Here is a 21285-nt window from a genome sequence, read left to right as displayed (position 1 = left end):
TGGAGCGGAGAAGAAGACCATTGGCCGCGTCGAGACCGTACGGTTTCGACGCGGCCGGGGTAGTTTTAATACAGTTCGTTCAGGCCGAAGACGGGCTTATTCGTCTTCCATTTGCCCCGCGTGAAATCCGGTATTTCGACCGGTTTGCTACCTTGGGCGATGGATTGTTCCGATAGCGGACTGATGGCGCTCCAGGCGGCTGCGTCATACACATCGATCGGTGGGGCCACCTGCGCCTTGATGGATTCGATGAAGGCCCGCATGACGAAGAAATCGATCCCGCCATGACCACCCCCCTGGGCGGTGGTGCCGTGTTGTTTCCAGAGCGGGTGATCGTATTTTTCCTGATACGACTCGAACGGCTCCCACTGGTGCGGTTTTGGGCTCACGCCTTCCAGGTAAATCGTTTTGCCATCGTCCATCCAGATGCCCTGGGTTCCCTGCGCCCGAAAACCGAGCGAATACGGCCGGGGCGAGTTGGTATCGTGCATGATGACGATGTTTTCGCCGTTGGCGCACTGAACCATCGTGGTGACCACATCGCCGAGTTTGAAGTTTACTTTGGCGTTGGGATGATCCGGCCCGCCCTTGTCGACGATGTATTTGTGCAGTCCGCGCGATTGGGTGGCCATGGACGTCAGGTGCAGAAAGCGGTTTCCCCGGTTGATGTTCAGCCAGTGAGCCACCGGCCCCAAACCGTGCGTTGGGTACAGATCGCCGTTCCGATCCACCGAATGTTGCGTACGCCAGCGCGCTTCGGAGTAGCCTTTGGCCCCAAATTCGGCCCCTACCCCACCAACCGACTTGCCGTCGTTGAATTTAATATTCCGCAGGTCGTGCTGGTAGCCGCAGTGAGCATACGTCATTTCGCCAAACATGCCCTGACGGATCATGTTCAGGACGGCCAGGACATCGCGCCGGTAACAGACGTTTTCCAGAATCATGCAGTGCGACCCGGTTTTTTCGAAGGTGTTGACCAGATCCCAGGATTCCTTGAGCGTGACCGTGGCCGATACTTCCACCCCGGCGTATTTTCCGGCTTTCATGGTGGCGACCGCCATCGGAACGTGCCATTCCCAGGGCGTTGCGATCACCACACCGTCGATGTCGTCGCGTTTGAGCATGTTCACAAAATCCTCACCGCCTTTGGTGTAGGCCACCGGCTTCTTCTTGCCACTTTTCTCAATCATGGCGTTGGTGCGGCTGATGGCATCCGGGTCCGGGTCGCAAATGGCGGTAATGACCACATCATCGCGGAACAGGGCCTGGCGAACGTGACTGCGGCCCCGCGATCCGACGCCGATAAAAGCCAGCCGAACCTGGGACAAAACCGATGGTTGTGCCGCAGCAGCCACCGGTTCGAACAACGAAGGAATAAACGGTGCGGCAGCGGTGCTGAGGGCCGCAGTACGCAGAAAATTACGGCGTGAGGAGATAGGCATAAGGGGCGTTAGCTGAGTTGGCGTGTGCTTTAGGGTGACGGTTTGGGGTTTAATTCCGTGTCGAAATTGGAAAAAAGACATCAACCGATCAATCAAACCCGCAGCCTCACCGCCTTCATTCTGACGGATTTAGGCTGTGCAAACGTTTGTTCTGAGGTGTGCAAACGTTTGTACAAAACCGAATAAAATTTTGCAATTCCTGCCAAATGGAGTAAATTGTAAGGCAGAATACGACACATGGATGAAGGATGTTATCACAATTAAACAGATCGCCCGGCAACTGAATGTGTCGCCATCCACCGTATCCCGGGCTTTACAAAACCACCCGCGCATCAGCGCCCACACCCGTGACGCCGTTCACGCGCTGGCCGATCAGCTTAAATACCTGCCCAGCACAACGGCCCGCAATCTTCAGCGGGGCCGAACCGGCGTCATTGGCATGGTCTTGCCGGAAATTCGGGAGAATTTTTTCTCGGAAGTCATCAACGGCGTGGAGGAACTGGCGTTTGAACACCACGTTACCGTTGCGCTTTATCAATCCCACGACCGGTTCGACCGGGAGAAGCAGATTCTGAAAGTGCTGGCGTCCAACCGGGTCGACGGCGTTTTGCTGTCGGTAGCCAAAGAAACGCAGCAAAATCACCACATTCAGGAAGTACTTGACCGCCAGATTCCGCTGGTCCTTTTCGACCGTATTCCGGCGAACCTTGCTGCGCATCAGGTGGAGTGTAACATCGAAAAGGGAGCCTATGAAGCCACCAAATGGCTGGCCCGGCGGGGTCATCAGCGGATTGCTCTCCTGAACGGTCCGTATACGCTGGTGGCCAGTGAGGAGCGGTATCGGGGGTATATTACGGCCCTGGTGGAAGAAGGTTTACCCGTTGAAAATGCCCTCATCAAACGAATCGACCTGACGGCGCAGGATACCGTCCTGAAAATGCAGCAACTCCTGACGTCGAACACCCGGCCGGATGCGGTGCTGGCTTTCAACGATTACGTGGCCCTGGATGCCATGCAGGTATGCCGAAATCACGGATTGGTTGTCAACCAGGATATTTCGTTTGTCAGTTTTGCCAATTTGCCGCTCAATACCTACCTGGAACACCCGCCACTGGCTTCCGTTGAGCAGCATCCCTACAAAATCGGATTTATGGCGGCCGAAATTCTCCTCAACGTCATCAATGGAAAAATCGCTCCGGAGAACCTGCAAAAAGTAACCCTCGAACCGGAATTAGTGGTTCGGGATACGGATGCGCCTGAAGCAGGCTGACACAATCGTCTGATCGCCCAGGAATTACCGGCTGGCTTTTTTTGCTTTCAAAACCGGTTCCGGTGTTTTCAGAAAAGGCTGGAGTTTGGCGGCAAACTGTCGGTAACCTTCCGCATTGGGGTGTAATCCGTCGCCAAACAGCGTTTCGTCGATGGTACCATCCGGTTTCAGGAAAACCGTACCGGGTTGGGCAAAGCGAATATTGGCTTCTCCGGCCATCTGCGCCAGATCTTCGTTGAGCGTCGCCAGTCGTTTTTCTTCGTTCCGGCGCGGCAGGATGCCAATCAGCACAATCTCGGCAGTGGGTTGGCGGACTTTGATAGCCTGAATCAGAAACTTCAGTCCGGCGGTAATTTCCTCATTTGAATTGAGTTGCAGGTTATTGGTACCAATCATGAGCAAAACCTGAGCGGCCGAATAGCCATCGAGTTCACCGTGATAAACCCGCCACAGCACGTTTTCGATGCGGTCCCACCCGTAGCCCATATTCTGAACCCCCAGCGGCTCCATGACGGCCTTCCAGGAATCGGCACCAGCCGCGCGCGGTGCGACGGGCTCACCACCCCAGTAGTGCGTAATGGAATTGCCCATGTAAACGATTCGGGGCGGATTGGTTTTCAGCCGGGCCAGGATTTCGTGGTGGCGGGTTTGCCAGTCGTAAATCCGGGAATCGCGGGTTTGGGTACGTGGTTTTGTCGTTGAAAATGGTCCCAACGGTTCCTTCAAAATAGCGCGCAAACTCTGCTCATACGCTTCGGCATACTGCTGCATGCCCAAATCCGACGGGTGCGTCCCGTCCACCATCGCATCCTGATCCAGGTTGATTTGTGATTTCGGCAACAGATACAATTGATCAATTCCCTCCCCTTTCAACTGCGTGAATGCCCTGCGCATCACCTCATTGACGCCCGCGTAATAATTTCGCCGTACCGGACTGATGCCGCCATCGGTGTAGCCGGCGTGTTCCACGAGCAAAATCGGGGTGGTGGGTTGTTTCTGCCGGAGGTTTTTTACCGCTTCCAGAATGAGCCTGTTCACATCTTCCAGGGTTCGGTCGCCGTTGGCAATCAGGTTCGGCAGGCAATCCAGCACGTAAATTTTGGCATCGATTTGGGCCACCCGGTCCACCACTTCTTTTTCCAGCCGACCGTTGCCCGAGAAAGCCAGATTGATCAGCGGCCGGTCCATTTTCCGCCCCACGATGGAGGTCCAGGCCATACCGGCCCGCGACGCACAGGCACCCTGGGCGATGGAAGTTCCATAAACCACAATGGGTTTATCGTTCCGGACGGGCAAAGGGGTGAGCGTTACCCCTTTCGGAACGCCAATTTCGAGCCACTTCACGGTATTATAAAGCGGCAGGTACAGGCGAAACTCCCGTCCTCGCTCCGCAGCTTCCATGTTGGCAAACTGATACTGAATCGTGTCGCCAAACGTATATTTTCCGTTGCACCACAGCCAGTCGCCGTCGCTGGTTCCGGCATACAGATCGACGCCACTAACGCCCGTTGCGGACATGTGCGGCATGCTCTGTCTACCGCTGACGACGTACCGAACCGTTACTTTGTCGGTGCTGGCCCGGAAACGAATCATCAAACCGGTGGCGTTGCGCGACAAGTCCCAGACGGCTTTCCGGACGCTTTTTTCGGCTTCCGCGGGCAACCGGTCGTATGGATTCTGTAAATCTTTGCCCCGCCAGCCCTGACCTTCAATCACCGGAAATTCGGCTTCGGCGGGGTTCCACCACACCAGTTCGGTCGGTGTCTGGGCAAAACCCGTACGCCAGTTCAGAGAAATAAACAGACAAACGAAAAGAAGCGATTTTTTCATAAAGGGTTAGGGTCTTCGCAAAAGAGACACGGAAGGGTGAATTCCTCCAAAAATACGCAGGAAGTTTACAAAGTAAACACCCTGACCCAAGTTGACTCAACCTCCGCGTCGATATTTTACCGCTAAACGATCGGAGCACGGTGTTGACGAAAAAAGCTGAAGCTATCTACTTAGGCAAGGCTAAATTACTGAGTAGATCCAACACAACAGACACCTGCGGTTAGTGGGAACGTTAAGCCCGCAAAAAGGTCGAAAAACACCGAAAAAACAAAACCCGGCTTAATTAGCCGGGTTGTAACATTTTTCTCTGTCCTATTACACTACTTGAGTGTAATTACCTTCTTGGTAACCAGCAAAATATGAGCCAATGTTACTTTTATCTATAAAAAAGTAACAAAGTCGCATCAGAAAACTTTCACGGGCTTACTGTAGGGGTGCTTGTTGGCTATTTTACCGGTTTCGATAGGGCCGTTTCCGGAAAATGTTTTATCAGCAGGCCGATCATCGTGAGGGCATCTTGACGGATTACCGGGTTCAACCGGTTTTTGCGTTGATTTCGTCTTCTGTTGTCGGCAATTACGAATTCATGCAGCGTATGAAGCAGGCTTTGGGGAGATTCGAGGAGAACCATTTGATTATAGATCGAACTAACCAGGGTTACTTGACCCTATCAAAAAACAGGCCGGGCTGGTATGACCGGAAAAATAGTGAGAATTCGGCCCAAATCGATCCTTTCGACAGCTGGGGCTGTTTTAGTGAACCGGCATTGCATGACGATTGGTTGTCCGCTGCAAAAACGACCTGACTTTTCTCTAACTTTTTGCTGCCGGATTCAGGGTTTACCCAACAAATTGAACCTTCACGGTTTATATGCATCTAATTAAGATCTCAATGTGATTAGCTCCATGATTTTAATTCTAAACGGAACCCACGAAGGCACTAACTGGACGAACTTTATGCTCTCCGTTATTGACTATACCTCCGCTTTCGATCGGGTAGCCAGCTATGTCGCGAATGGTTTGGTACTGGAAAATGCTACGCTTATCGAAGGCGGAAATAGAATGGAACTGCCCATCGAAGCCTTCGACGGGCAATCGTTTAGCGGCCAGTTTGACAAAATCCAGCAACAGTGGGAAGCGATTTTTGATGATCGCCCGCTACCGCTGGCTACATTGGATAAACAGAGATTTGTAAACTGGAACCGCCGACTTATTGATTATTACGATCAACAAATCAACCACACCATTAAAAGCATATTGCGTCTGAGTAAAAAGCTGAAACGAATCTCTTCTCCGCCAGCGTCTGCGGCCAAGCAGGAAATGGCAAAACAGTATTCACAGCTTTTGAAGCGCCGGTATATCCGAATTGCTTCCCTGGAGGCATCCCGGCAAAACGCGATTGCGTATCTGAAAGAGATTGAGTCGAACACCACTTAATACCCACTTAGCAACGTCACCGGCAACCAGCAAGACCGGGGCCGGTTGCCGGGCAAAACCGGTTGACCAGCGTGCCGATAAAGAATCATTTTCCGATTACACCAAACCAATCTGAACGTTTCATTAAACAGCACCCTTCCGGAGACCAGGAACCGTTCAGATAACCAGTCAGTGCAGAAAATGGATGGCTACCATCACCAGGTGAATCAGGAGGTTAACGGCGAAAAGCCGCATGCAGAACCGCACAGACAACAGTCCAAGATTGGAAACCAATACCGCAAAGAAGCTAACCACGGCAATACCGGCGAAGATGTCACTGTACCCAAAATCGAAATATTGAAAAATCAGCAGTGACACCGGCGTGATGATGCAGCTTTGAATGATCAGCATGGCCACCATGACCGTAAATCGGTAATCGCCGGTTTCAAGCAGACTAATGCTGTTATTATAACGCGTGCGCCAATTTAAATCCAGCATTGGAGCATCGGTTGATTTTGCGGGAAAAGCGAGTTTCGTGTTCATCATTTTAAGAATTAATTGATGACACAAAGGTCGCTGCTGGAATGCGCCGGATGGATGAGCTTTGTTAGCTTGCCGGATGATCTGTACTTCACCAGATTTTGACGATCCTCAGGGCAAAAACTGACAAACGTCATGGCAAAGATCCCACCGAAGCAGCAGCTTTACAGGAAATTTGGAAACGATGGAAACCCTGAAGAATTCAATTGCCGATCAATACCAACTCGAAAACTGTCATGCTGAAAATAAGCGGTGGAGCGTCACCCTGACGGGCTATGAACAGGAAATTGATCAGCTAATGGTTTTGCTGGATGATGTGCTGGAACAATATAACCACCAGAACCTGCGCCAGCGGGCCATCGATTACCACCAGAACCTGAACCGGTTGAAGGTCTGGTTCAACCGCCTGCGTTCCGACCTGATTTGCAACCGGTCGACCTGCGACTCCGTCCATCAGCTTCCGTGCGGAGAGCCCCGGTTTGGGCTTTATGCTACGATTCCGGCCCAATTTGCGGGTTTGTCCGACGAATTTGCCCGAATCAAGGCGGGTTGCTACCAGTTTCTGTCGGTGGTCGTTCAGTTGAATTTATTTTGATCCCTTTGCCAAACCGAAGCCTAAGGGCTTGATTTACCGTTCTTTCAATCCGGTAGCGGGTCCATTACGTCCCCGCTACCGGATGCTTTTTAGTGTTTTTTGGCCTCAGCCTGCCGCATGGGCATGGAATCGATGATCCGGAACAGTTCTTTGGGCTCGACCGGTTTCCTGAATGTGTGTTTCACACCGCCATCCTTACCGATGAGCCAGCCGTGAAAACCATCCGAGGGCATCAATTTAAACGGGTCCTGCATCAGAAACTGGCGGTCCGGTTCCGGCAGGGTCGATGCGACCAGCACGATTACATCCAGATCACGTTCGGCGAGTTGTTTTTCTTCGGTATGCAGCGCGTCCTGTTGCTCCAGTAAAAAATGCTGCACATCATCGCGGCCATACAGGACCAGAACGCGCCGGTGGTCGCGCTTCTCTTCGAGCACGGCCTTCAGTGATTTCGTTATATTGGCGATACTTTCCATTCTTCCAAACAGGGTTAAACTGACCAGTATACCCATCAACCATCCCGTGTGCATAGTGTTTTTAAAAAGAAGTGTAAGGTCCCGCCATTGGGCGAACTCACTCTAAACCGCTTTTTAATCGAATAGGTTTTCCGACCGTTCCAGCAGCAGGATAGCCGACTGGGGAACAATGCAGTATTTCTCGCCTTCGTACTCCAGTTCAATCGCGTTTCGCTGGAGGTAGATCGCCAGGTCGCCTTCCTGAGCCTGCAGGGGCATGTATTTCACTTTCTCTTCGGTTTCTTTCCAGGGTTCGTCTTCCGCAGACACCGGAATCGGATAGCCCGGTCCTACTTTAATAACGTAACCGCTCTGAACCTGTTCTTTTTCCGTTACCGTGGGGGGTAAATACAACCCACTGTTGGTGCGTTCACTCGGATTTTTGGGTTTCACCAGTACCCGATCGCCCACAACGATCAATCGTCTTAGTCGATTATCTGCCGTTATTTCCATTTTTTTAAATCTAGAATCGTTTTTGCCCCCGCAAGAGCCGCCAGGCATACCGATCAACAATCAGGCTATCCCAGATTCTTTGATGCGGATACGACAAAATGTCAGCCCATTGCCTGCTTGCCCTCCCATTAGGGAACCGGATCGTAGCCGCTGCCGCCCCAGGGATGGCAGCGCGCAAGGCGTTTCAGACCCAGTTGTCCGCCTTTCAAAGCGCCGTATTTCTGAACCGCTTCAATCATGTACTGGGAGCAGGTTGGAGTGTATCGGCACGCATTGGGCAGGTAGGGCGAGAGCGCGCCCTGGTACAATCGCACGAAACCAATCAATACGGTTTTCATAGTGGGTGACAAATCCTTCATTAAATCTTTTCTATCTTTGCTTTCAATCCGACCCGGGCTCTTTCAACCGCCAGTCGGGCCAAACCATTCAAACCCTGTGCCGCCGATGCGGGTCTATTCTTTAACTCTTCACTAAATCGAATGCTCTCATACATCATCTGGGACGTCAATCCCGAATTATTTTCTATCGGTTCTTTCTCCGTTCGCTGGTATGGTCTTATGTTCGCCCTCGGTTTTTTATTGGGCCAGCAAATCATGCTTTACATCTTCAAACGCGAAGGCAAGCCCATCAGCGACATCGACGCTCTGACCCTTTACATGGTGATTGCCACCGTGTTGGGAGCCCGAATCGGCCATTTCCTCTTCTACGAACCCGAAGTTCTGTTCAAAAATCCGCTGGAAGTCATTCTTCCTCCTTACCGCGGACTGGCCAGCCACGGCGCCACCGTCGGTATTCTGACCGGTTTGTGGTTGTATTCCCGCCGGAAATCCAGCCTGGCTACCAATCAGACCTTTCTCTGGGTCACCGACCGCATTGTTATCGCCGTAGCCCTGGGCGGCTGTTTCATCCGGCTGGGCAATCTGATGAACTCCGAGATTGTCGGTCGGCCAACCGATGTTCCCTGGGGATTCGTATTTGTTAACAACACCGAGTACCTACAGATTCCCCGCCACCCGGCGCAATTGTACGAAGCCATTTCGTGCTTCTTTATCTGTCTCTTTCTTTTCTGGTTCTGGAACCGCTACAAGCAGAATACGCCCCGCGGCAGTTTGCTCGGCATCTTCCTGATCGGCGTATTCGGACTGCGGTTTTTGTATGAATTTCTGAAGGAAGATCAGGTCGAATTTGAAAAAACGCTGGCCTTGAATATGGGTCAGATTCTGAGTATTCCAGCCGTTCTGGCCGGTATTTACCTGTTGGTCGTCAGTTTTCGAAACCGCCCGGTCCCCATCGATTCCCGGAAAAATCGATAAAAAGCAGCGTTTCAACGGTTATTTGTTACCGATGACTCAAAAATAGGTATCTAACCGGAAAAATACTCCTTACCTTGTTTTGTTTCGCCCCCAATCGCGCAACGGTTGGGGGCGATTTTTTACCAAACTTAACCATCAAACCTACGAATGAAACTGATCAGATCAGTACCCGTTTTCCTGCTGGCGGCTACGCTGTTGATGAGCTGCGGTGGCAAGAAAGAAGAAGAAAAAGCCGAATCGTCGGACGATGACGGCACCTCGATTTCGGCCAGCGAAAGTGTCGACGCCCTGAAAAAAATGGCCGATCAGGCGGAAGAAATGTCAAAAAAAGGCCCGGTCGAAACCGTTGATTTCCGCAAATTGAAAGAACTGCTTCCCGCCGATGCCGATGGTCTGGCCCGCAAGGAAGCCAGTGGCGAAAAAAACGGCATGGCAGGTTTTAACATCTCAACCGCGAAAGGCGATTACCGCAACGACGACGGAAGCCAATCCATCGAAGTCGACATTGTCGATGCGGGCGGAACCGGCGCGTTGATGGGCCTGGCCGCCTGGTCGATCATCGAAGTGGACAAAGAAACCGAAAACGGCTACGAAAAAACCACAAAACTCGGCGATTATAAAGCCTACGAAAAGTACGATAACAGCAGCAAAAACGGTGAAGTGGCGGTTCTGATCAATAACCGCTTCATTGTTACGGCCAAAGGGAACGGCGTTGAAATGAGCAAAATCAAGGCAACGCTCGATGACATCGAGCTGAGTAAGCTGGCCGATTTGAAATAGTAGCTGCGGACTAAACCGGGTCGCCCGCCGGTCCGTAGGTGCGTGACAACCCGCCGGGCAGGGGCCCCTGGCGGGTTAATTTTTTTTCAGCCAAAGCCGCTCCTGAACGGGCGCAGGTTGCCGGGTCGTGGCCGTCGAGCCAGGCCGTCAGAAATCCCGCCCAATAGGCATCTCCCGCACCAGTCGCATCGATCACCTCAATTTTACGACCCGGAATCCGGACGTTCTGCCGCCCCTTTTGGAAGGACACAAAGCTTCCTTCGGCCCCCAGCGTCAGGCAAACCAGGGGCGCACCCATGGCATGAAAATGAGTCGCAATTTCCTCCGGTTCCTGCCGCATACCGAATAACCGGGCCGCATCGTCGTCGCTGAGTTTCACAAAGGCACTGGCCGAACAATACTGTTCCAAAACCCGCTGGGCCATCTCCCGGTCGGGCCAGATCGTGGGTGCATAGTTGGCGTCGATGCTCACCTGGCAACCGGCTTCGTGCGCCCGGTGGGCCGCAGCCACGATGGAATCCTGCGCGGGCTGGCGGCTGAGGGCAAAGCAGGTGGTGTGAAAAATGGCCGAGTTTTTTAGCAAGTCGTCCGGTACATGTTCCGGTTTGATCCAGCAATCGGCTTCGCGGTAGGCAATGAAATCGGGTGTTCCTTTGGTTCGGGAAACCATGACCAGGCTTGTGGGGGCGGTTGGGTCAGACGCAACAAATTGCGTTTCTACGCCCGCTTCGGCCAGGCGGTCGGTTAGGTAAACGCCCAGATTGTCGTTGCCCACGCAGGCCACCAGCGCGGCCCGGTTGCCCAGCCGGGCCATGTTGGCCGCCAGATTCGCCGGACTTCCGCCCTGATACCGGTGAAAATCACGCGTCTGCCGCAGGTCGTCGGCCAGGTCGTGACCGATTAAATCAACCAGCAATTCGCCAACGGCCAGCAGGTCGTACGTACGGTTTCGGGAATTCATAGGATCAATGGCCTCCGGCACCGATGGGAAACGCGACTTCTTCCGCCTTCGGCGACTCTTTCACCAGAAAACAGGCCCCGGCCGCCAGAATCAGACACACACCGCAGAGCGCCAGCGCGTTACGGGGGTCGTTATTCAATACGGTTTCATACAGAAAACCGATCGTCATGTTATTGATAATCTGCGGAACAACGATAAAGCCGTTGAACAAGCCCATGTAAACGCCCATTCGTTCTTTGGGAACCGAGGTGGACAGCATAACGTACGGCATCGACATGATGGAACCCCAGGCCAGTCCGACCAGCGTCATACCCGCCAGAAAAACGTATTTGTCGTGAGAAAACAACATGGAAAGGAAGCCCAGCCCGCCGATGGTCAGAAAAACCGCGTGCGTACTCCGGCGTCCCAGCCGGGCGGCAATCGGCGGCAGCAGGAACGAGATTCCGAAACAACCCACATTGAACAGCGCAAAACATAAGTTACTCCATTCCAGCCCTTTGGCAAATCCGACGGGATTGGTCGTGGCATCGGGGGCATTGAAGGCATGGCGGGCGATGGCCAGCGACAGGTATTGCCACATCAGCGGCAAACCGTACCACGTAAAAAACTTCACCCACCAGAGTTGCTTCATCGTGGCCGGCATATGGCGAAAGGCGTCGATTACGTCGGCAAAGGCGTGGAGAACGCCCGGTTTTTCTTTTTTCAACCGTTCAAACTCCTCCATGTTTTCGGGCGGATATTCGGTAGTCGTGTACATGGTCCAGAAAACCGACGCCAGAATGGCAACACCGCCGATGTAAAAGGAGTATTTGACAAAATCCGGGATGTGGTTGGTTCCGGAAGCCGCCACTGCAATGCCAAAAACCGGTAAAATGAACGGCATGAGATTGGCGAGCGTCTGACCAAAACCGACGAAGAAACTCTGGACGGCAAAACCGAGATTTCGCTGCTGCATATTTAATTTGTCACCGATGAAGGCCCGAAACGGTTCCATCGTGATGTTTAGACCGGCATCGAGCAGCCACATCAGGCTGGCGGCCATCCAGAGCGCCGACGAGTTGGGCATCATGATCAACGCGAAGCTGGTGACCAGGGCTCCTACCAGAAAATACGGTTTTCGGCGGCCCCAGCGTTTAGACCATGTCTTGTCGCTCAGGGCACCGATGATGGGTTGCACCAGTAAGCCGGTTACGGGACCAGCGAGCCAGAGAATGGGAATGGCGGATTCGTCGGCGTTGAGGTAGCGAAAAATCGGGCTCATGTTGGCCTGTTGCAACCCAAAGCCGTATTGAATGCCCAGAAATCCAAAACTCATGTTCCAGATTTGCCAGAAACGCAGTTGGGGTTTGTCTTTCATGACAAAAACGAAGTGGAAGAACGTTAGTTAGGTTAGCAATACAAGTCCTGTAATGACTCCATTCTGACAATAATAATGATTTTGTTGCAAGATTCTAAGATTGTTTTTACCTATTTTTTCATTACGGTACTTTTGAAGATACCTTCGTCAAGAGCGTTTATTTGATGCTACTATCCTTGCTTTTCTGGTCGTTGTCTTTTGCGGATTCAACGGCAAAATGGCCCGCCGTCGCCGATACCCTGCAGCCCGATTACTGGGTAGTCCGGTCGGTCGTACTCAGCGGAAACCACCGAACGCGGGACCGCATCATCCTGCGCGAACTGGAAGTAAAAGCCGGTGACACCGTTCAACGGCAGCAATTGACCGAAAAACTGGCCTGGGATCAGCGAAAAATCACCAACACCAACCTGTTTGTAACCGTCGATGTGCTGGCTAAAGAAGTGGGTCCGCATCAAATCGACATCCAGGTCAATCTGAAAGAGCGCTGGTACGTTTTCGTGATTCCGATTTTCGATCTGGCCGACCGAAATTTCAACGAGTGGTGGTATGAGCGGGGCCGCAGCTTCCGGCGAACGATTTACGGAGCGCGGTTGAGCTACAAAAACGTGACCGGCAATGCCGACAAAATCAACGCCATTTTCGAGTTTGGTTTCACGCGACGAACGCAGGTTTTATACACGCTGCCGTATATTGACAGGGCCCAGAAAACCGGCATCAGCGTGGGGGCCTCTTACCAGACCAACAAGGAAGTCGCCTACCGCTCGGCGCTCGACAAACTGGTTTATTTCCGGAGCGAAGACCTGATGCGCGACCGGTTTTATACCAACGTCATTCTGACCCGCCGGAATCAGTTCTACAATTTCCACCGGCTGGAACTCCGCTACGTGCGCAATTCGATTGCCGACACCATTGCCCGGCTCAATCCCGATTATTTCCTGAACGGCCAAACCCACCAGCGGTATTTTCTGCTGAGTTATCAATTTACACACGACCGCCGGGATGCCGTTGCTTACCCGCTGCGGGGTCATTATTTCAACCTGGCCGCCAACCAATATGGGGTGTTTGCCTCCGACAATGTGCGGCTTTTTGACGTATCGGCCAGCTACACCCGCTACTGGGCGCTTGGTGCCCGGTTCTACGCCAGCAACAGTGGCCGAGGGAAGCTTTCCTGGCCCGACCGACAACCGTACAGTAACCTCCGTGGTCTGGGTTACCTGACGGATTTCGTTCGTGGCTATGAACTCTATGTTATTGACGGTCAGCGGTATGGCTTATTACGAAATACGCTAAAGTACCAATTATTGAACGTCCGCAAACAACTCAGCTGGGTACCGATGAAGCAATTTAATACCGTGCCCGTGGCGGTATACCTCAGCTTGTTCGGCGATATGGGTTATGTCAACAGCACGCTCGCCCAGGAATACAACAGCCGTCTGGCCAACTCGTGGCTGTATGGCGGAGGAGTCGCACTGGACGTGGCTACCTTTTATAACATCGTCGGACGGGTCAGTTACTCGATTAACCGGCAGGGGCAGACCGGGATTTTTTTCAACTTCACCATCGATTTATAAGAATTCCTACCGATATTACTCTCCGGATGATTGGATAGATCCATACGCTCTGGTTGGATGACCCTTGTCAACCGACCCGTAACATCCAAACCGCATTCAGTAGCTTAATCGTTAAAATTGCGCTATGTTTGCAACCTTATTGCGTAAGCAACCTTGATACCTGATGCGTTCAATCACGAAACGACGACGAACAGCCCGCTTTCTGCTAGTGCTGTGGGGCCTGATCTGCCTCAGCAACATCGTGTTTCGCCATACCCACCGGCTGGCCGACGGTCGCATCATTAGCCACGCGCACCCCTACGCCGGTTTCTGGGCCAAATGCCCGTTTCCAAATCACCAGCACACCCGGGCCGAACTTGCCTGGCTGGATTGCATCGGCAACGCTCCCTTCGACACGCCTGCGCCGGAGGTTGTATGTCCATTACCCACCGTCTGGCTGGCTCCTACGCTGAGCTACAGCTACATCGAAACCGCGGGCGGGCAACGTTTCTTCGTCCATTTCCTGCGCGGACCGCCCACCGGGGCCGTCTAACTCTTCCCGTCTCCTTTTTTAGTATTCGGGCACAACGCTGTGCATCGACAGGCCAGATTACGCTGGGCTGCGTCGCTGTGTTTGCCCAGTCACAAGTCTTTCTTCTATGAAACTCTATACTTTTTTGCTGGCAGCTTTGCTGGCTACGTTTTCGTTTGCCCAGGCTCAAACCAGTTCGGTGGGTGGTTTTATCCATTCGGGCGCCAAACCCGTTGCGTATGCGACGGTGGTTCTGGCCAAATCCCGTTACGGTATTCAGGCGGATAGCGCAGGCCGTTTTACCCTCACAAACCTGCCCGTTGGCCGCTACCAGTTGCAGGTATCATCCGTTGGTTATCAGCGCAGTACGCGGACCGTCGAGCTCCGTGACGGACAGTCGCTCGATCTCGATGTGGAGTTGCAACCGCTCAACAATACCCTGAGTGAGGTGGTCGTTACGGGGGTTTCCCGCGCCACGGAATTGCGCAAGAGTCCGATTGCCATCAGCGTTATGAGTAAAAAAGAGATGGATATCAACGTCAACAACAACATTGTTGATGCCATCGTCAAAGGCGTTCCGGGCTTGAGCGCGGTAACCACCGGCCCCAACGTTTCCAAACCGTTTATTCGGGGACTCGGGTATAACCGGGTGCTGACGTTATTCAATGGCGTCCGGCAGGAAGGGCAGCAGTGGGGTGATGAACACGGGATTGAAATCGACCAGTACGGGATTGAGCGGGCCGAAGTGGTGAAAGGACCGGCCAGCCTGATCTACGGTTCGGATGCTGTGGCGGGGGTCATTAATTTTATTCCCTACATTCCCAAAGGGCCGGAAGGCAAACTGAAGGGCGACATCATCAGCGAATACCACACCAATAACGGCATGACTGGTTTGTCCGGTGGACTTGCCTACAACAAAAATGGCTGGAAAGGGGCCTTTCGCGTGTCCAACAAAACCGCAACCGCCTACAAGAACAAGATCGACGGCCGGGTGTACGGCACCGCGTTCAAGGAACTGAACCTGTCGGCCATGACGGGAACCGAAAAAAGCTGGGGTTCGTCGTATCTCTACGCCACGCTGTACAATAATTTACAGGAAATTCCGGATGGTAGCCGGGATTCGCTGACGCGCCGGTTCACGCGCCAGGTGCTGGAAAATGCTGATGATAATCTGAAAACCCGCCCCATCATTCCGGAAGATGATTTGCGGACGTACCGCATCAATCCGCTCCATCAGCGGATTCAGCATTACCGGTTATTCACCCGCAATCACTTCGTGTTCGGGAAGAGCGATCTGACCGCCATGGTTGGCTTTCAACAGAGCATTCGGCGGGAATATAACCACCCCACCGTACCGAAACAGCCGGGTCTGTATGTGCAGCTAAACACGTATAATTACGACATCAAGTACAATTTTCCGGACTGGAAGGGCCTCGAAGCCACGGTGGGTGTGAATGGGATGTACCAGACCAACAAAAACCTCGACGGAACCGATTATCCGATTCCCGACTACCGGTTGCTCGACATCGGCTCGTTCCTGTTCTTGAAAAAATCCATTGGCAAGCTGGACGTCAGCGGGGGCATTCGCTACGATACGCGGTCGTGGAACTGGGCCGATCAGTACGTACAGCATAACCCCGCTACGCGGTTCGATCAGCTCGTGAGGACGCCCACGAACGCCACGGCAACGCTGCAGTTTCCGGCCTACAAACGGTCCTTCAACGGTGTGTCGGGAAGCGTGGGAGCCACTTATAACCTCTCCGAACGGCTCCTGCTCAAAGCCAACCTATCGCGGGGCTACCGGGCGCCCAACATCACCGAAATTGGTTCGAACGGGCTCGATCCGGGTGCGCACATCGTTTACCTGGGAAACCGGGAATTCAAACCGGAATTCAGTCTGCAAACCGACATTGGCTTCATTGGTTACCTCAACGATCTGGATATCAGCGTCGAACTGTTCAATAACACCATCGACAATTATATTTACCAGGCTCGTCTGTACGATGACGCGGGCAAACCGGTGGTGATTGTACCGGGAAACTTCACCTACAAATACCAACAATCCAAGGCGCAGCTCTACGGTGCCGAGTTTACGGTGAATTTACACCCCCGGACCCTCAAATGGCTGGCTTTCAACAACAGCCTGGCGTTTATCCGCGGCCTCAACCGGAACGATAAACTGATTGCCCAGATGGGTGATGCCGCGCGCTACCTGCCCTTTATTCCACCCCTGCACGGGCGTTCCGAAATCCGGGCTTCATTCAACGAAGGCGTGGGTACAGTAACGGGGATATACGCCCGGCTTGAACTGGATTATTACGGGGCGCAGAACAAATTTTATGGCGTCGACAACACCGAAACCCCAACTCCCGGCTATGCACTGGTCAACATCGGGTGCGGAGCCACGATCAACAACCGGCGGGAGAAGCCCCTGTTTCAGCTGTTTTTCCAGCTCGATAATCTGTTTGATACCGCTTACCAGTCGAACCTGAACCGTCTGAAGTACTTCGAGTATTACACGGCCTCACCAACCGGTCATTTTGGCATCTTCAACATGGGCCGCAACGGAAGTATGAAGGTCATTATTCCGTTTTAAATCGTTCGGTAGGGGCTGGCGTGCTGACCAGCCCCTACCGGGCGACCTGACCACTTTTTATTTTTCGGTTCCTGATCGCAGGTAGACATTGAAACCCGTTGTTTTCGGAAGCCGGCCCCATACGAGCGCCGGTTAAGGCTGAAGTATTTTTTGTAAATAATCGAAGAAAATCCGGTTGCGGAAAAATTGAAATACGTATTTTTGGCACATAAATTGGAGCAATTTCCCCAGTGACTCCAAACGTATGAAAACCACCGAAAAACCCCATTCTTCTGGATAACCCTGGGAAACAAAACCTGACTGCCGACCGTACCGAATTGTCCTTCAAAGTCCGTCTGCTTCGTCCAGTTGCCAATCCGTGCCGATAGCGATTGCCAACGATAAGTCCACCAGCCGGGAACCACCGTATACACGTTAATAAGCACCTTCATTCAAGTATAACAATTGCCTTCCATGCAAAATCCCTACCTGGCTTTGCTCCGCACAGCCTGGCATTATGCCCGTCACGAAAAACGACGGTTCGTCTTGGTTTATGTCCTGTTTATTCTGGCCAACGTCATTGCCGCCCTGCATCCGCTCCTGTTTGGCTGGTTTATCGGGGCCATTCAGCAAAAAGATGCGACAGTTCCGACCATCGTATTCTGGTACGCGACCGGTTATCTGGGACTCAAACTGGGCGAATGGTGCTTTCACGGCCCCGCGCGCGTCATGGAGCGCGAACTGGCTTTTTCGCTCAGCCGTAACTTCCTGATGGAACTATACCACCAGACGCTCAATTTACCCGTTAGCTGGCACAAGGATCACCACAGCGGTTCCACCATCAACCGGATTCGGAAGGCCAACGATGCGCTGAAGAATTTCTTTCAGAGCGGTTTTGTCTACCTCCATACGATTTCAAAATGTTTGTTTTCGTTTGGTGCGATGCTCTATTTCTCGCCGGTTTTCGGCACAATCGGGATTTTGATGGGTGCCCTGACGATCTGGATTATTCTGAGATTCGACAAGCCGTTTATCAAAGCCATCGACGAATCCAACGAACGCGAACACGAGGTTTCTTCGACGCTTTTCGACAGCCTTTCCAACATCATTACCGTGATTACGCTGCGGCTCGAAAAACAGATGGAAACCAGTTTGCTGGGTAAAATCCTGGCTATTCTGCCTCCGTTCCGGCGTCATGTGCGCATCAACGAATGGAAGTGGTTTGTGGCCACCATGATGATCACCCTGATTTACGGCGTCATCACGGTGGGGTATGTCTACCAGCATTACGTACCGGGCCAGGTGTTTCTGATTGGCGGTCTGGTGACCTTACTGGGCTATATCAACCAGTTTAACAGCGTGTTTACTGACGTAGCGTTTCAATATACCGATATTGTTCAGCACAACACCGACGTGCAAACCGCCCGCAGTATTGGCCAGGCCTATGCGCAGCAACATCGCCCGGAAGCCAGCGAAACGCTGCCCGAAAACTGGCAAACCATTGCGATCGATCACCTCAATTTTAAACACGCGAATGACTTTGCCGATCCGAAAAAACCGGAAAGGTTCGCCAAATCGGGCCTGCACGACCTGAGCATTCGAATCAGTCGCGGACAACGCATCGCGCTCATTGGCGAAAGCGGCAGTGGGAAAAGCACCTTGCTGACGCTGCTACGGGGCCTTTATACGCCCGAGGCCGGTTTAGACCTGTGGGTTGACGGACAACGCTATACCGATTTGAGCCTGATTGCCGATTCGGTGACGCTGATGCCCCAGGAACCCGAAATTTTCGAGAACACTATTGCCTACAACATTACGCTGGGTTTGCCTTTCGACGAAGCGGACGTTCTGAAAGCCTGCGCCATGGCGCGGTTTACGGATGTGGTCAGTCAGCTGCCGCAGGGTCTGGAAACCAACATTCAGGAAAAAGGTGTCAATCTGTCGGGCGGGCAGAAACAGCGGCTGGCCCTGGCCCGGGGCGTTTTAGCCGCCCAAAGCAGTGACATCATTTTGCTCGACGAGCCCACCAGCAGCATCGATTCGAAAACCGAGTTTGAAATTTACCACGGCATGCTCGCCGGTTTTCAGGACAAGGCGGTTATTTCAACTATGCACCGGCTTCATCTGCTGACGATGTTCGACCACATTTACATCCTGCGCGACGGCAAGGTGATCGATGAAGGAACGTTTGTTGAATTACGGCAGAACAGCCCGGTTTTCCAGGAAATGTGGCACCACCAGAAAGCACAGAAAGTGAACGAACCCGAAATTGATCCGGCGGTCATACCCGCCGTGGTTTAATCCGGAATTATCGTACCTTAAATAAATATCATTGGGATTGTCGGGTAAAGTTTATTATTATGTAATCCAATTACAAACAGAAACTTTACCCGACCCTTCTGAATATGATTGGTACGTTCAATACCATCGTTGAAGCCGTTCGTTTTCGTGCCACGCAGACCCCCGACGACACCGCATTCGTTTATTTAACAGACGGCGAAGACAACGAAAATGTATTGACCTACCAGCAATTGCATGCCCGCGCCAGTTCCATCGCGAACCGCCTTGCTCCTGTTCCGAAACCCGCATCCGACCCCGAACTTTTGTTGCTGGTCTACCCGCAGGGACTCGAATTTATTGAAGCTTTCCTGGGCTGTTTATACAGCGGTACCGTGGCCGTTCCAATTGCCGTTCCCGGCAAAAACCGGGGAGCGCATAAAATTGACTACCTGATTCAGGATGCGGGCCTAAAAACCGGACTTACCACGGCCAAAACTTTCGAATTACTCCAGAAAACCTTCAGCCATGACGCGTGGTTTCAATCGCTAACCTGGCTTGTCACCGACACCATTCCCACGGCGGAACCCCGCGATTTTCCGCTGCCCCGTCCCGACGATCTGGCTCTTTTACAATACACCTCCGGCTCCACCAGCCAGCCCAAGGGCGTTATGGTGACGCACGCCAACATTCTGGCAAACTCGGCCTTTATCAGACACGCGTTTCAAAACGACTCCTCCAGTGTTTCGGTTTGCTGGCTGCCTTCGTTCCACGATATGGGCCTGATCGACGGTATTATCCAGCCCCTATACTGCGGTTTCAAAGCGGTATTACTCAATCCGGTACACGTCGTTCAACGGCCCCTGCGCTGGTTGAGAGCCTTTAGCAAGTATGGCGGCACCTACGGTGGAGCCCCCAATTTTATCTTTGATTTTTGCGTCGACCGGTCGACGCCCGACGAACGAGCCGGACTGGATTTAAGCCGGGTCAAACACATTTACAACGCAGCCGAACCCATTCGGGCGTCCACGATGCACCGGTTTGCGGAAGCCTTTGAAGTCAGCGGTTTTAGCCCGAAAAGTTTGTTTACCTGCTTTGGCCTGGCCGAATCGACGCTGGCCGTAACCATGTGCCGGGTCGATCGCCAGCCCGGTCTGGTTACGGTCGATGCCGAAGCACTCACCGGCGGCCAGCTAATCAACCGGCCTGCCGGAACGCCGGGCACCCGCGAGCTGGTCAGTTCCGGCTGGCCCATGACCGACAGTGTTCTTCGGATTGTTGATCCGGAAACCGGTCAGGAGTGCCCGGAAGGCGAAATTGGCGAAATCTGGACCCGGGGACCCAGCGTTACAAAAGGCTACTGGAACCAGCCGAACCTGACCGCCGAATGGTTTTCGGGATACACCAACACGGGCGAAGGACCTTTCCTGCGAACGGGCGATGCCGGTTTTTTTCGCGAAGACAAAGGCCTTTTTGTAACGGGTCGGCTGAAGGATCTGATCATCATCCGGGGAGCCAACCACTATCCGCAGGACATTGAACTGACCGTTGAACAAAGCCATGAAGCCCTGGCACGCAACGCCGGAGCGGCTTTTTCTGTCTACACGGAAGCAGGAGAACAACTGGTGGTTATTCACGAACTGAAACGGGTTGCTTTGCCAACCGCGCCCGTTCAGGATATTGCCTACGCGATTCTGCGGGAAATCAGCCTTCGCCACGCCCTGGCACCGGTTGCGGTGGTGTTGCTGCGTCCCAACGGAGTATTCAAAACCACCAGCGGCAAGGTTCAGCGATCGGCCTGTCAGCGGGCTTTTCTCGAAAACAGTCTGGCCGAACACTACCGCTGGGATTCTTTGCACATGAACGAGAAACAACCATAA

The 21285-nt window shown here is 52.9% G+C and carries 19 protein-coding genes; 11 read left to right on the top strand and 8 right to left on the bottom strand.

All coding sequences use genetic code 11. The features are described 5' to 3' along the window. Positions 1-65: 65 nt before the first annotated feature. Complete coding sequence (locus EHT87_RS25670; RefSeq protein WP_124909592.1) at positions 66-1442, bottom strand: Gfo/Idh/MocA family protein; 1377 nt, start codon at positions 1440-1442, stop codon at positions 66-68. 241 nt (positions 1443-1683) lie between these two features. On the opposite strand from EHT87_RS25670, the gene EHT87_RS25665 reads away from it, so the two are divergent. Further along, complete coding sequence (locus EHT87_RS25665; protein WP_124909590.1) at positions 1684-2712, top strand: LacI family DNA-binding transcriptional regulator; 1029 nt, start codon at positions 1684-1686, stop codon at positions 2710-2712. Between the two features lie 24 nt (positions 2713-2736). Here the strand turns inward: EHT87_RS25665 and EHT87_RS25660 are convergent, their stop codons facing one another. After that, positions 2737-4542 carry an SGNH/GDSL hydrolase family protein gene (locus EHT87_RS25660; protein ID WP_124909588.1) on the bottom strand — a complete coding sequence of 602 codons (1806 nt, stop codon included), beginning with the start codon at positions 4540-4542 and terminating at the stop codon, positions 2737-2739. Positions 4543-5023: 481 nt separating this feature from the next. Between EHT87_RS25660 and EHT87_RS25655 the strand changes: the two genes are divergently transcribed. After that, entirely contained in the window at positions 5024-5347 is a 324-nt protein-coding gene (locus EHT87_RS25655; RefSeq protein ID WP_124909586.1) for a hypothetical protein, read from the top strand. 100 nt (positions 5348-5447) lie between these two features. Next, a complete protein-coding gene (locus EHT87_RS25650; protein WP_124909584.1) occupies positions 5448-5978 on the top strand; it encodes a hypothetical protein in 531 nt (176 codons plus the stop codon). A 168-nt stretch (positions 5979-6146) separates the two neighbouring features. On the opposite strand, the gene EHT87_RS25645 is transcribed toward EHT87_RS25650, so the two are convergent. Next, positions 6147-6455: a hypothetical protein gene (locus EHT87_RS25645; protein WP_124909582.1), complete on the bottom strand. Its 309-nt coding sequence runs from the start codon at positions 6453-6455 to the stop codon at positions 6147-6149. A 226-nt stretch (positions 6456-6681) separates the two neighbouring features. Here EHT87_RS25645 and EHT87_RS25640 point away from each other — a divergent pair, with 226 nt between their 5' ends. Continuing rightward, entirely contained in the window at positions 6682-7092 is a 411-nt protein-coding gene (locus tag EHT87_RS25640; protein ID WP_124909580.1) for a hypothetical protein, read from the top strand. An 89-nt stretch (positions 7093-7181) separates the two neighbouring features. Here the strand turns inward: EHT87_RS25640 and EHT87_RS25635 are convergent, their stop codons facing one another. The 3 genes from EHT87_RS25635 to yidD all read right to left on the bottom strand — a co-directional run bounded on the left by EHT87_RS25635 (position 7182) and on the right by yidD (position 8398). Continuing rightward, positions 7182-7568, bottom strand: coding sequence for a DUF4174 domain-containing protein (locus EHT87_RS25635; protein ID WP_229321348.1), 387 nt, complete (start codon positions 7566-7568; stop codon positions 7182-7184). Positions 7569-7682: 114 nt separating this feature from the next. After that, positions 7683-8060 carry a co-chaperone GroES gene (locus tag EHT87_RS25630; protein ID WP_124909576.1) on the bottom strand — a complete coding sequence of 126 codons (378 nt, stop codon included), beginning with the start codon at positions 8058-8060 and terminating at the stop codon, positions 7683-7685. Between the two features lie 128 nt (positions 8061-8188). Then, positions 8189-8398, bottom strand: coding sequence for a membrane protein insertion efficiency factor YidD (gene yidD, locus EHT87_RS25625; RefSeq protein WP_221622075.1), 210 nt, complete (start codon positions 8396-8398; stop codon positions 8189-8191). Between the two features lie 141 nt (positions 8399-8539). On the opposite strand from yidD, the gene lgt reads away from it, so the two are divergent. Next, on the top strand, positions 8540-9373 hold the full coding sequence (lgt, locus tag EHT87_RS25620) for a prolipoprotein diacylglyceryl transferase (protein ID WP_124909572.1): 834 nt from the start codon (positions 8540-8542) through the stop codon (positions 9371-9373). Between the two features lie 147 nt (positions 9374-9520). Further along, the gene (locus EHT87_RS25615) at positions 9521-10153 is read left to right on the top strand and encodes a transposase (RefSeq protein WP_124909570.1); all 633 of its coding nucleotides are present in this window, start codon (positions 9521-9523) and stop codon (positions 10151-10153) included. A gap of 10 nt (positions 10154-10163) precedes the next feature. Here EHT87_RS25615 and EHT87_RS25610 read toward each other — a convergent pair whose 3' ends face one another. Both EHT87_RS25610 and EHT87_RS25605 read right to left on the bottom strand, forming a co-directional pair. After that, positions 10164-11114: a carbohydrate kinase family protein gene (locus EHT87_RS25610; RefSeq protein WP_124909568.1), complete on the bottom strand. Its 951-nt coding sequence runs from the start codon at positions 11112-11114 to the stop codon at positions 10164-10166. A 4-nt stretch (positions 11115-11118) separates the two neighbouring features. Then, positions 11119-12471 (bottom strand): MFS transporter, encoded by a 1353-nt coding sequence (locus tag EHT87_RS25605; RefSeq protein WP_124909566.1) that lies wholly within the window; start codon positions 12469-12471, stop codon positions 11119-11121. A 164-nt stretch (positions 12472-12635) separates the two neighbouring features. Between EHT87_RS25605 and EHT87_RS25600 the strand changes: the two genes are divergently transcribed. From EHT87_RS25600 to EHT87_RS25580, 5 genes are all read left to right on the top strand, one after another. Then, positions 12636-14042 (top strand): BamA/TamA family outer membrane protein, encoded by a 1407-nt coding sequence (locus tag EHT87_RS25600; protein ID WP_124909564.1) that lies wholly within the window; start codon positions 12636-12638, stop codon positions 14040-14042. Between the two features lie 163 nt (positions 14043-14205). Next, positions 14206-14574, top strand: a complete 369-nt coding sequence (locus EHT87_RS25595) for a DUF8478 family putative metalloprotein (RefSeq protein ID WP_124909562.1) — start codon at positions 14206-14208, stop codon at positions 14572-14574. Between the two features lie 106 nt (positions 14575-14680). After that, positions 14681-17149, top strand: coding sequence for a TonB-dependent receptor (locus EHT87_RS25590; RefSeq protein WP_124909560.1), 2469 nt, complete (start codon positions 14681-14683; stop codon positions 17147-17149). A 453-nt stretch (positions 17150-17602) separates the two neighbouring features. Next, a complete protein-coding gene (locus EHT87_RS25585) occupies positions 17603-19429 on the top strand; it encodes an ABC transporter ATP-binding protein (RefSeq protein ID WP_124909558.1) in 1827 nt (608 codons plus the stop codon). 104 nt (positions 19430-19533) lie between these two features. Further along, entirely contained in the window at positions 19534-21285 is a 1752-nt protein-coding gene (locus tag EHT87_RS25580; protein ID WP_124909556.1) for a fatty acyl-AMP ligase, read from the top strand.

It is taken from the genome of Larkinella knui, from assembly GCF_003858645.1.
Taxonomy (GTDB): domain Bacteria; phylum Bacteroidota; class Bacteroidia; order Cytophagales; family Spirosomataceae; genus Larkinella; species Larkinella knui.
The sequence above is the reverse complement of the archived record's forward strand: the minus strand, read 5'-3'. Positions and strand labels throughout refer to the sequence as shown.

Bases quoted from the DNA above. Each gene is read 5' to 3' on its own strand.
- EHT87_RS25655 (WP_124909586.1), top strand. From the start codon at position 5,024: ATGTTTTATCAGCAGGCCGATCATCGTGAGGGCATCTTGACGGATTAC.
- EHT87_RS25590 (WP_124909560.1), top strand. From the start codon at position 14,681: ATGAAACTCTATACTTTTTTGCTGGCAGCTTTGCTGGCTACGTTTTCG.
- yidD (WP_221622075.1), bottom strand. From the start codon at position 8,398: ATGAAAACCGTATTGATTGGTTTCGTGCGATTGTACCAGGGCGCGCTC.
- EHT87_RS25630 (WP_124909576.1), bottom strand. From the start codon at position 8,060: ATGGAAATAACGGCAGATAATCGACTAAGACGATTGATCGTTGTGGGC.
- EHT87_RS25635 (WP_229321348.1), bottom strand. From the start codon at position 7,568: ATGGAAAGTATCGCCAATATAACGAAATCACTGAAGGCCGTGCTCGAA.
- EHT87_RS25580 (WP_124909556.1), top strand. From the start codon at position 19,534: ATGATTGGTACGTTCAATACCATCGTTGAAGCCGTTCGTTTTCGTGCC.
- EHT87_RS25595 (WP_124909562.1), top strand. From the start codon at position 14,206: ATGCGTTCAATCACGAAACGACGACGAACAGCCCGCTTTCTGCTAGTG.
- EHT87_RS25610 (WP_124909568.1), bottom strand. From the start codon at position 11,114: ATGAATTCCCGAAACCGTACGTACGACCTGCTGGCCGTTGGCGAATTG.
- EHT87_RS25615 (WP_124909570.1), top strand. From the start codon at position 9,521: ATGAAACTGATCAGATCAGTACCCGTTTTCCTGCTGGCGGCTACGCTG.
- EHT87_RS25605 (WP_124909566.1), bottom strand. From the start codon at position 12,471: ATGAAAGACAAACCCCAACTGCGTTTCTGGCAAATCTGGAACATGAGT.
- EHT87_RS25640 (WP_124909580.1), top strand. From the start codon at position 6,682: ATGGAAACCCTGAAGAATTCAATTGCCGATCAATACCAACTCGAAAAC.
- lgt (WP_124909572.1), top strand. From the start codon at position 8,540: ATGCTCTCATACATCATCTGGGACGTCAATCCCGAATTATTTTCTATC.
- EHT87_RS25645 (WP_124909582.1), bottom strand. From the start codon at position 6,455: ATGCTGGATTTAAATTGGCGCACGCGTTATAATAACAGCATTAGTCTG.
- EHT87_RS25670 (WP_124909592.1), bottom strand. From the start codon at position 1,442: ATGCCTATCTCCTCACGCCGTAATTTTCTGCGTACTGCGGCCCTCAGC.
- EHT87_RS25665 (WP_124909590.1), top strand. From the start codon at position 1,684: ATGAAGGATGTTATCACAATTAAACAGATCGCCCGGCAACTGAATGTG.
- EHT87_RS25585 (WP_124909558.1), top strand. From the start codon at position 17,603: ATGCAAAATCCCTACCTGGCTTTGCTCCGCACAGCCTGGCATTATGCC.
- EHT87_RS25660 (WP_124909588.1), bottom strand. From the start codon at position 4,542: ATGAAAAAATCGCTTCTTTTCGTTTGTCTGTTTATTTCTCTGAACTGG.
- EHT87_RS25650 (WP_124909584.1), top strand. From the start codon at position 5,448: ATGATTTTAATTCTAAACGGAACCCACGAAGGCACTAACTGGACGAAC.
- EHT87_RS25600 (WP_124909564.1), top strand. From the start codon at position 12,636: ATGCTACTATCCTTGCTTTTCTGGTCGTTGTCTTTTGCGGATTCAACG.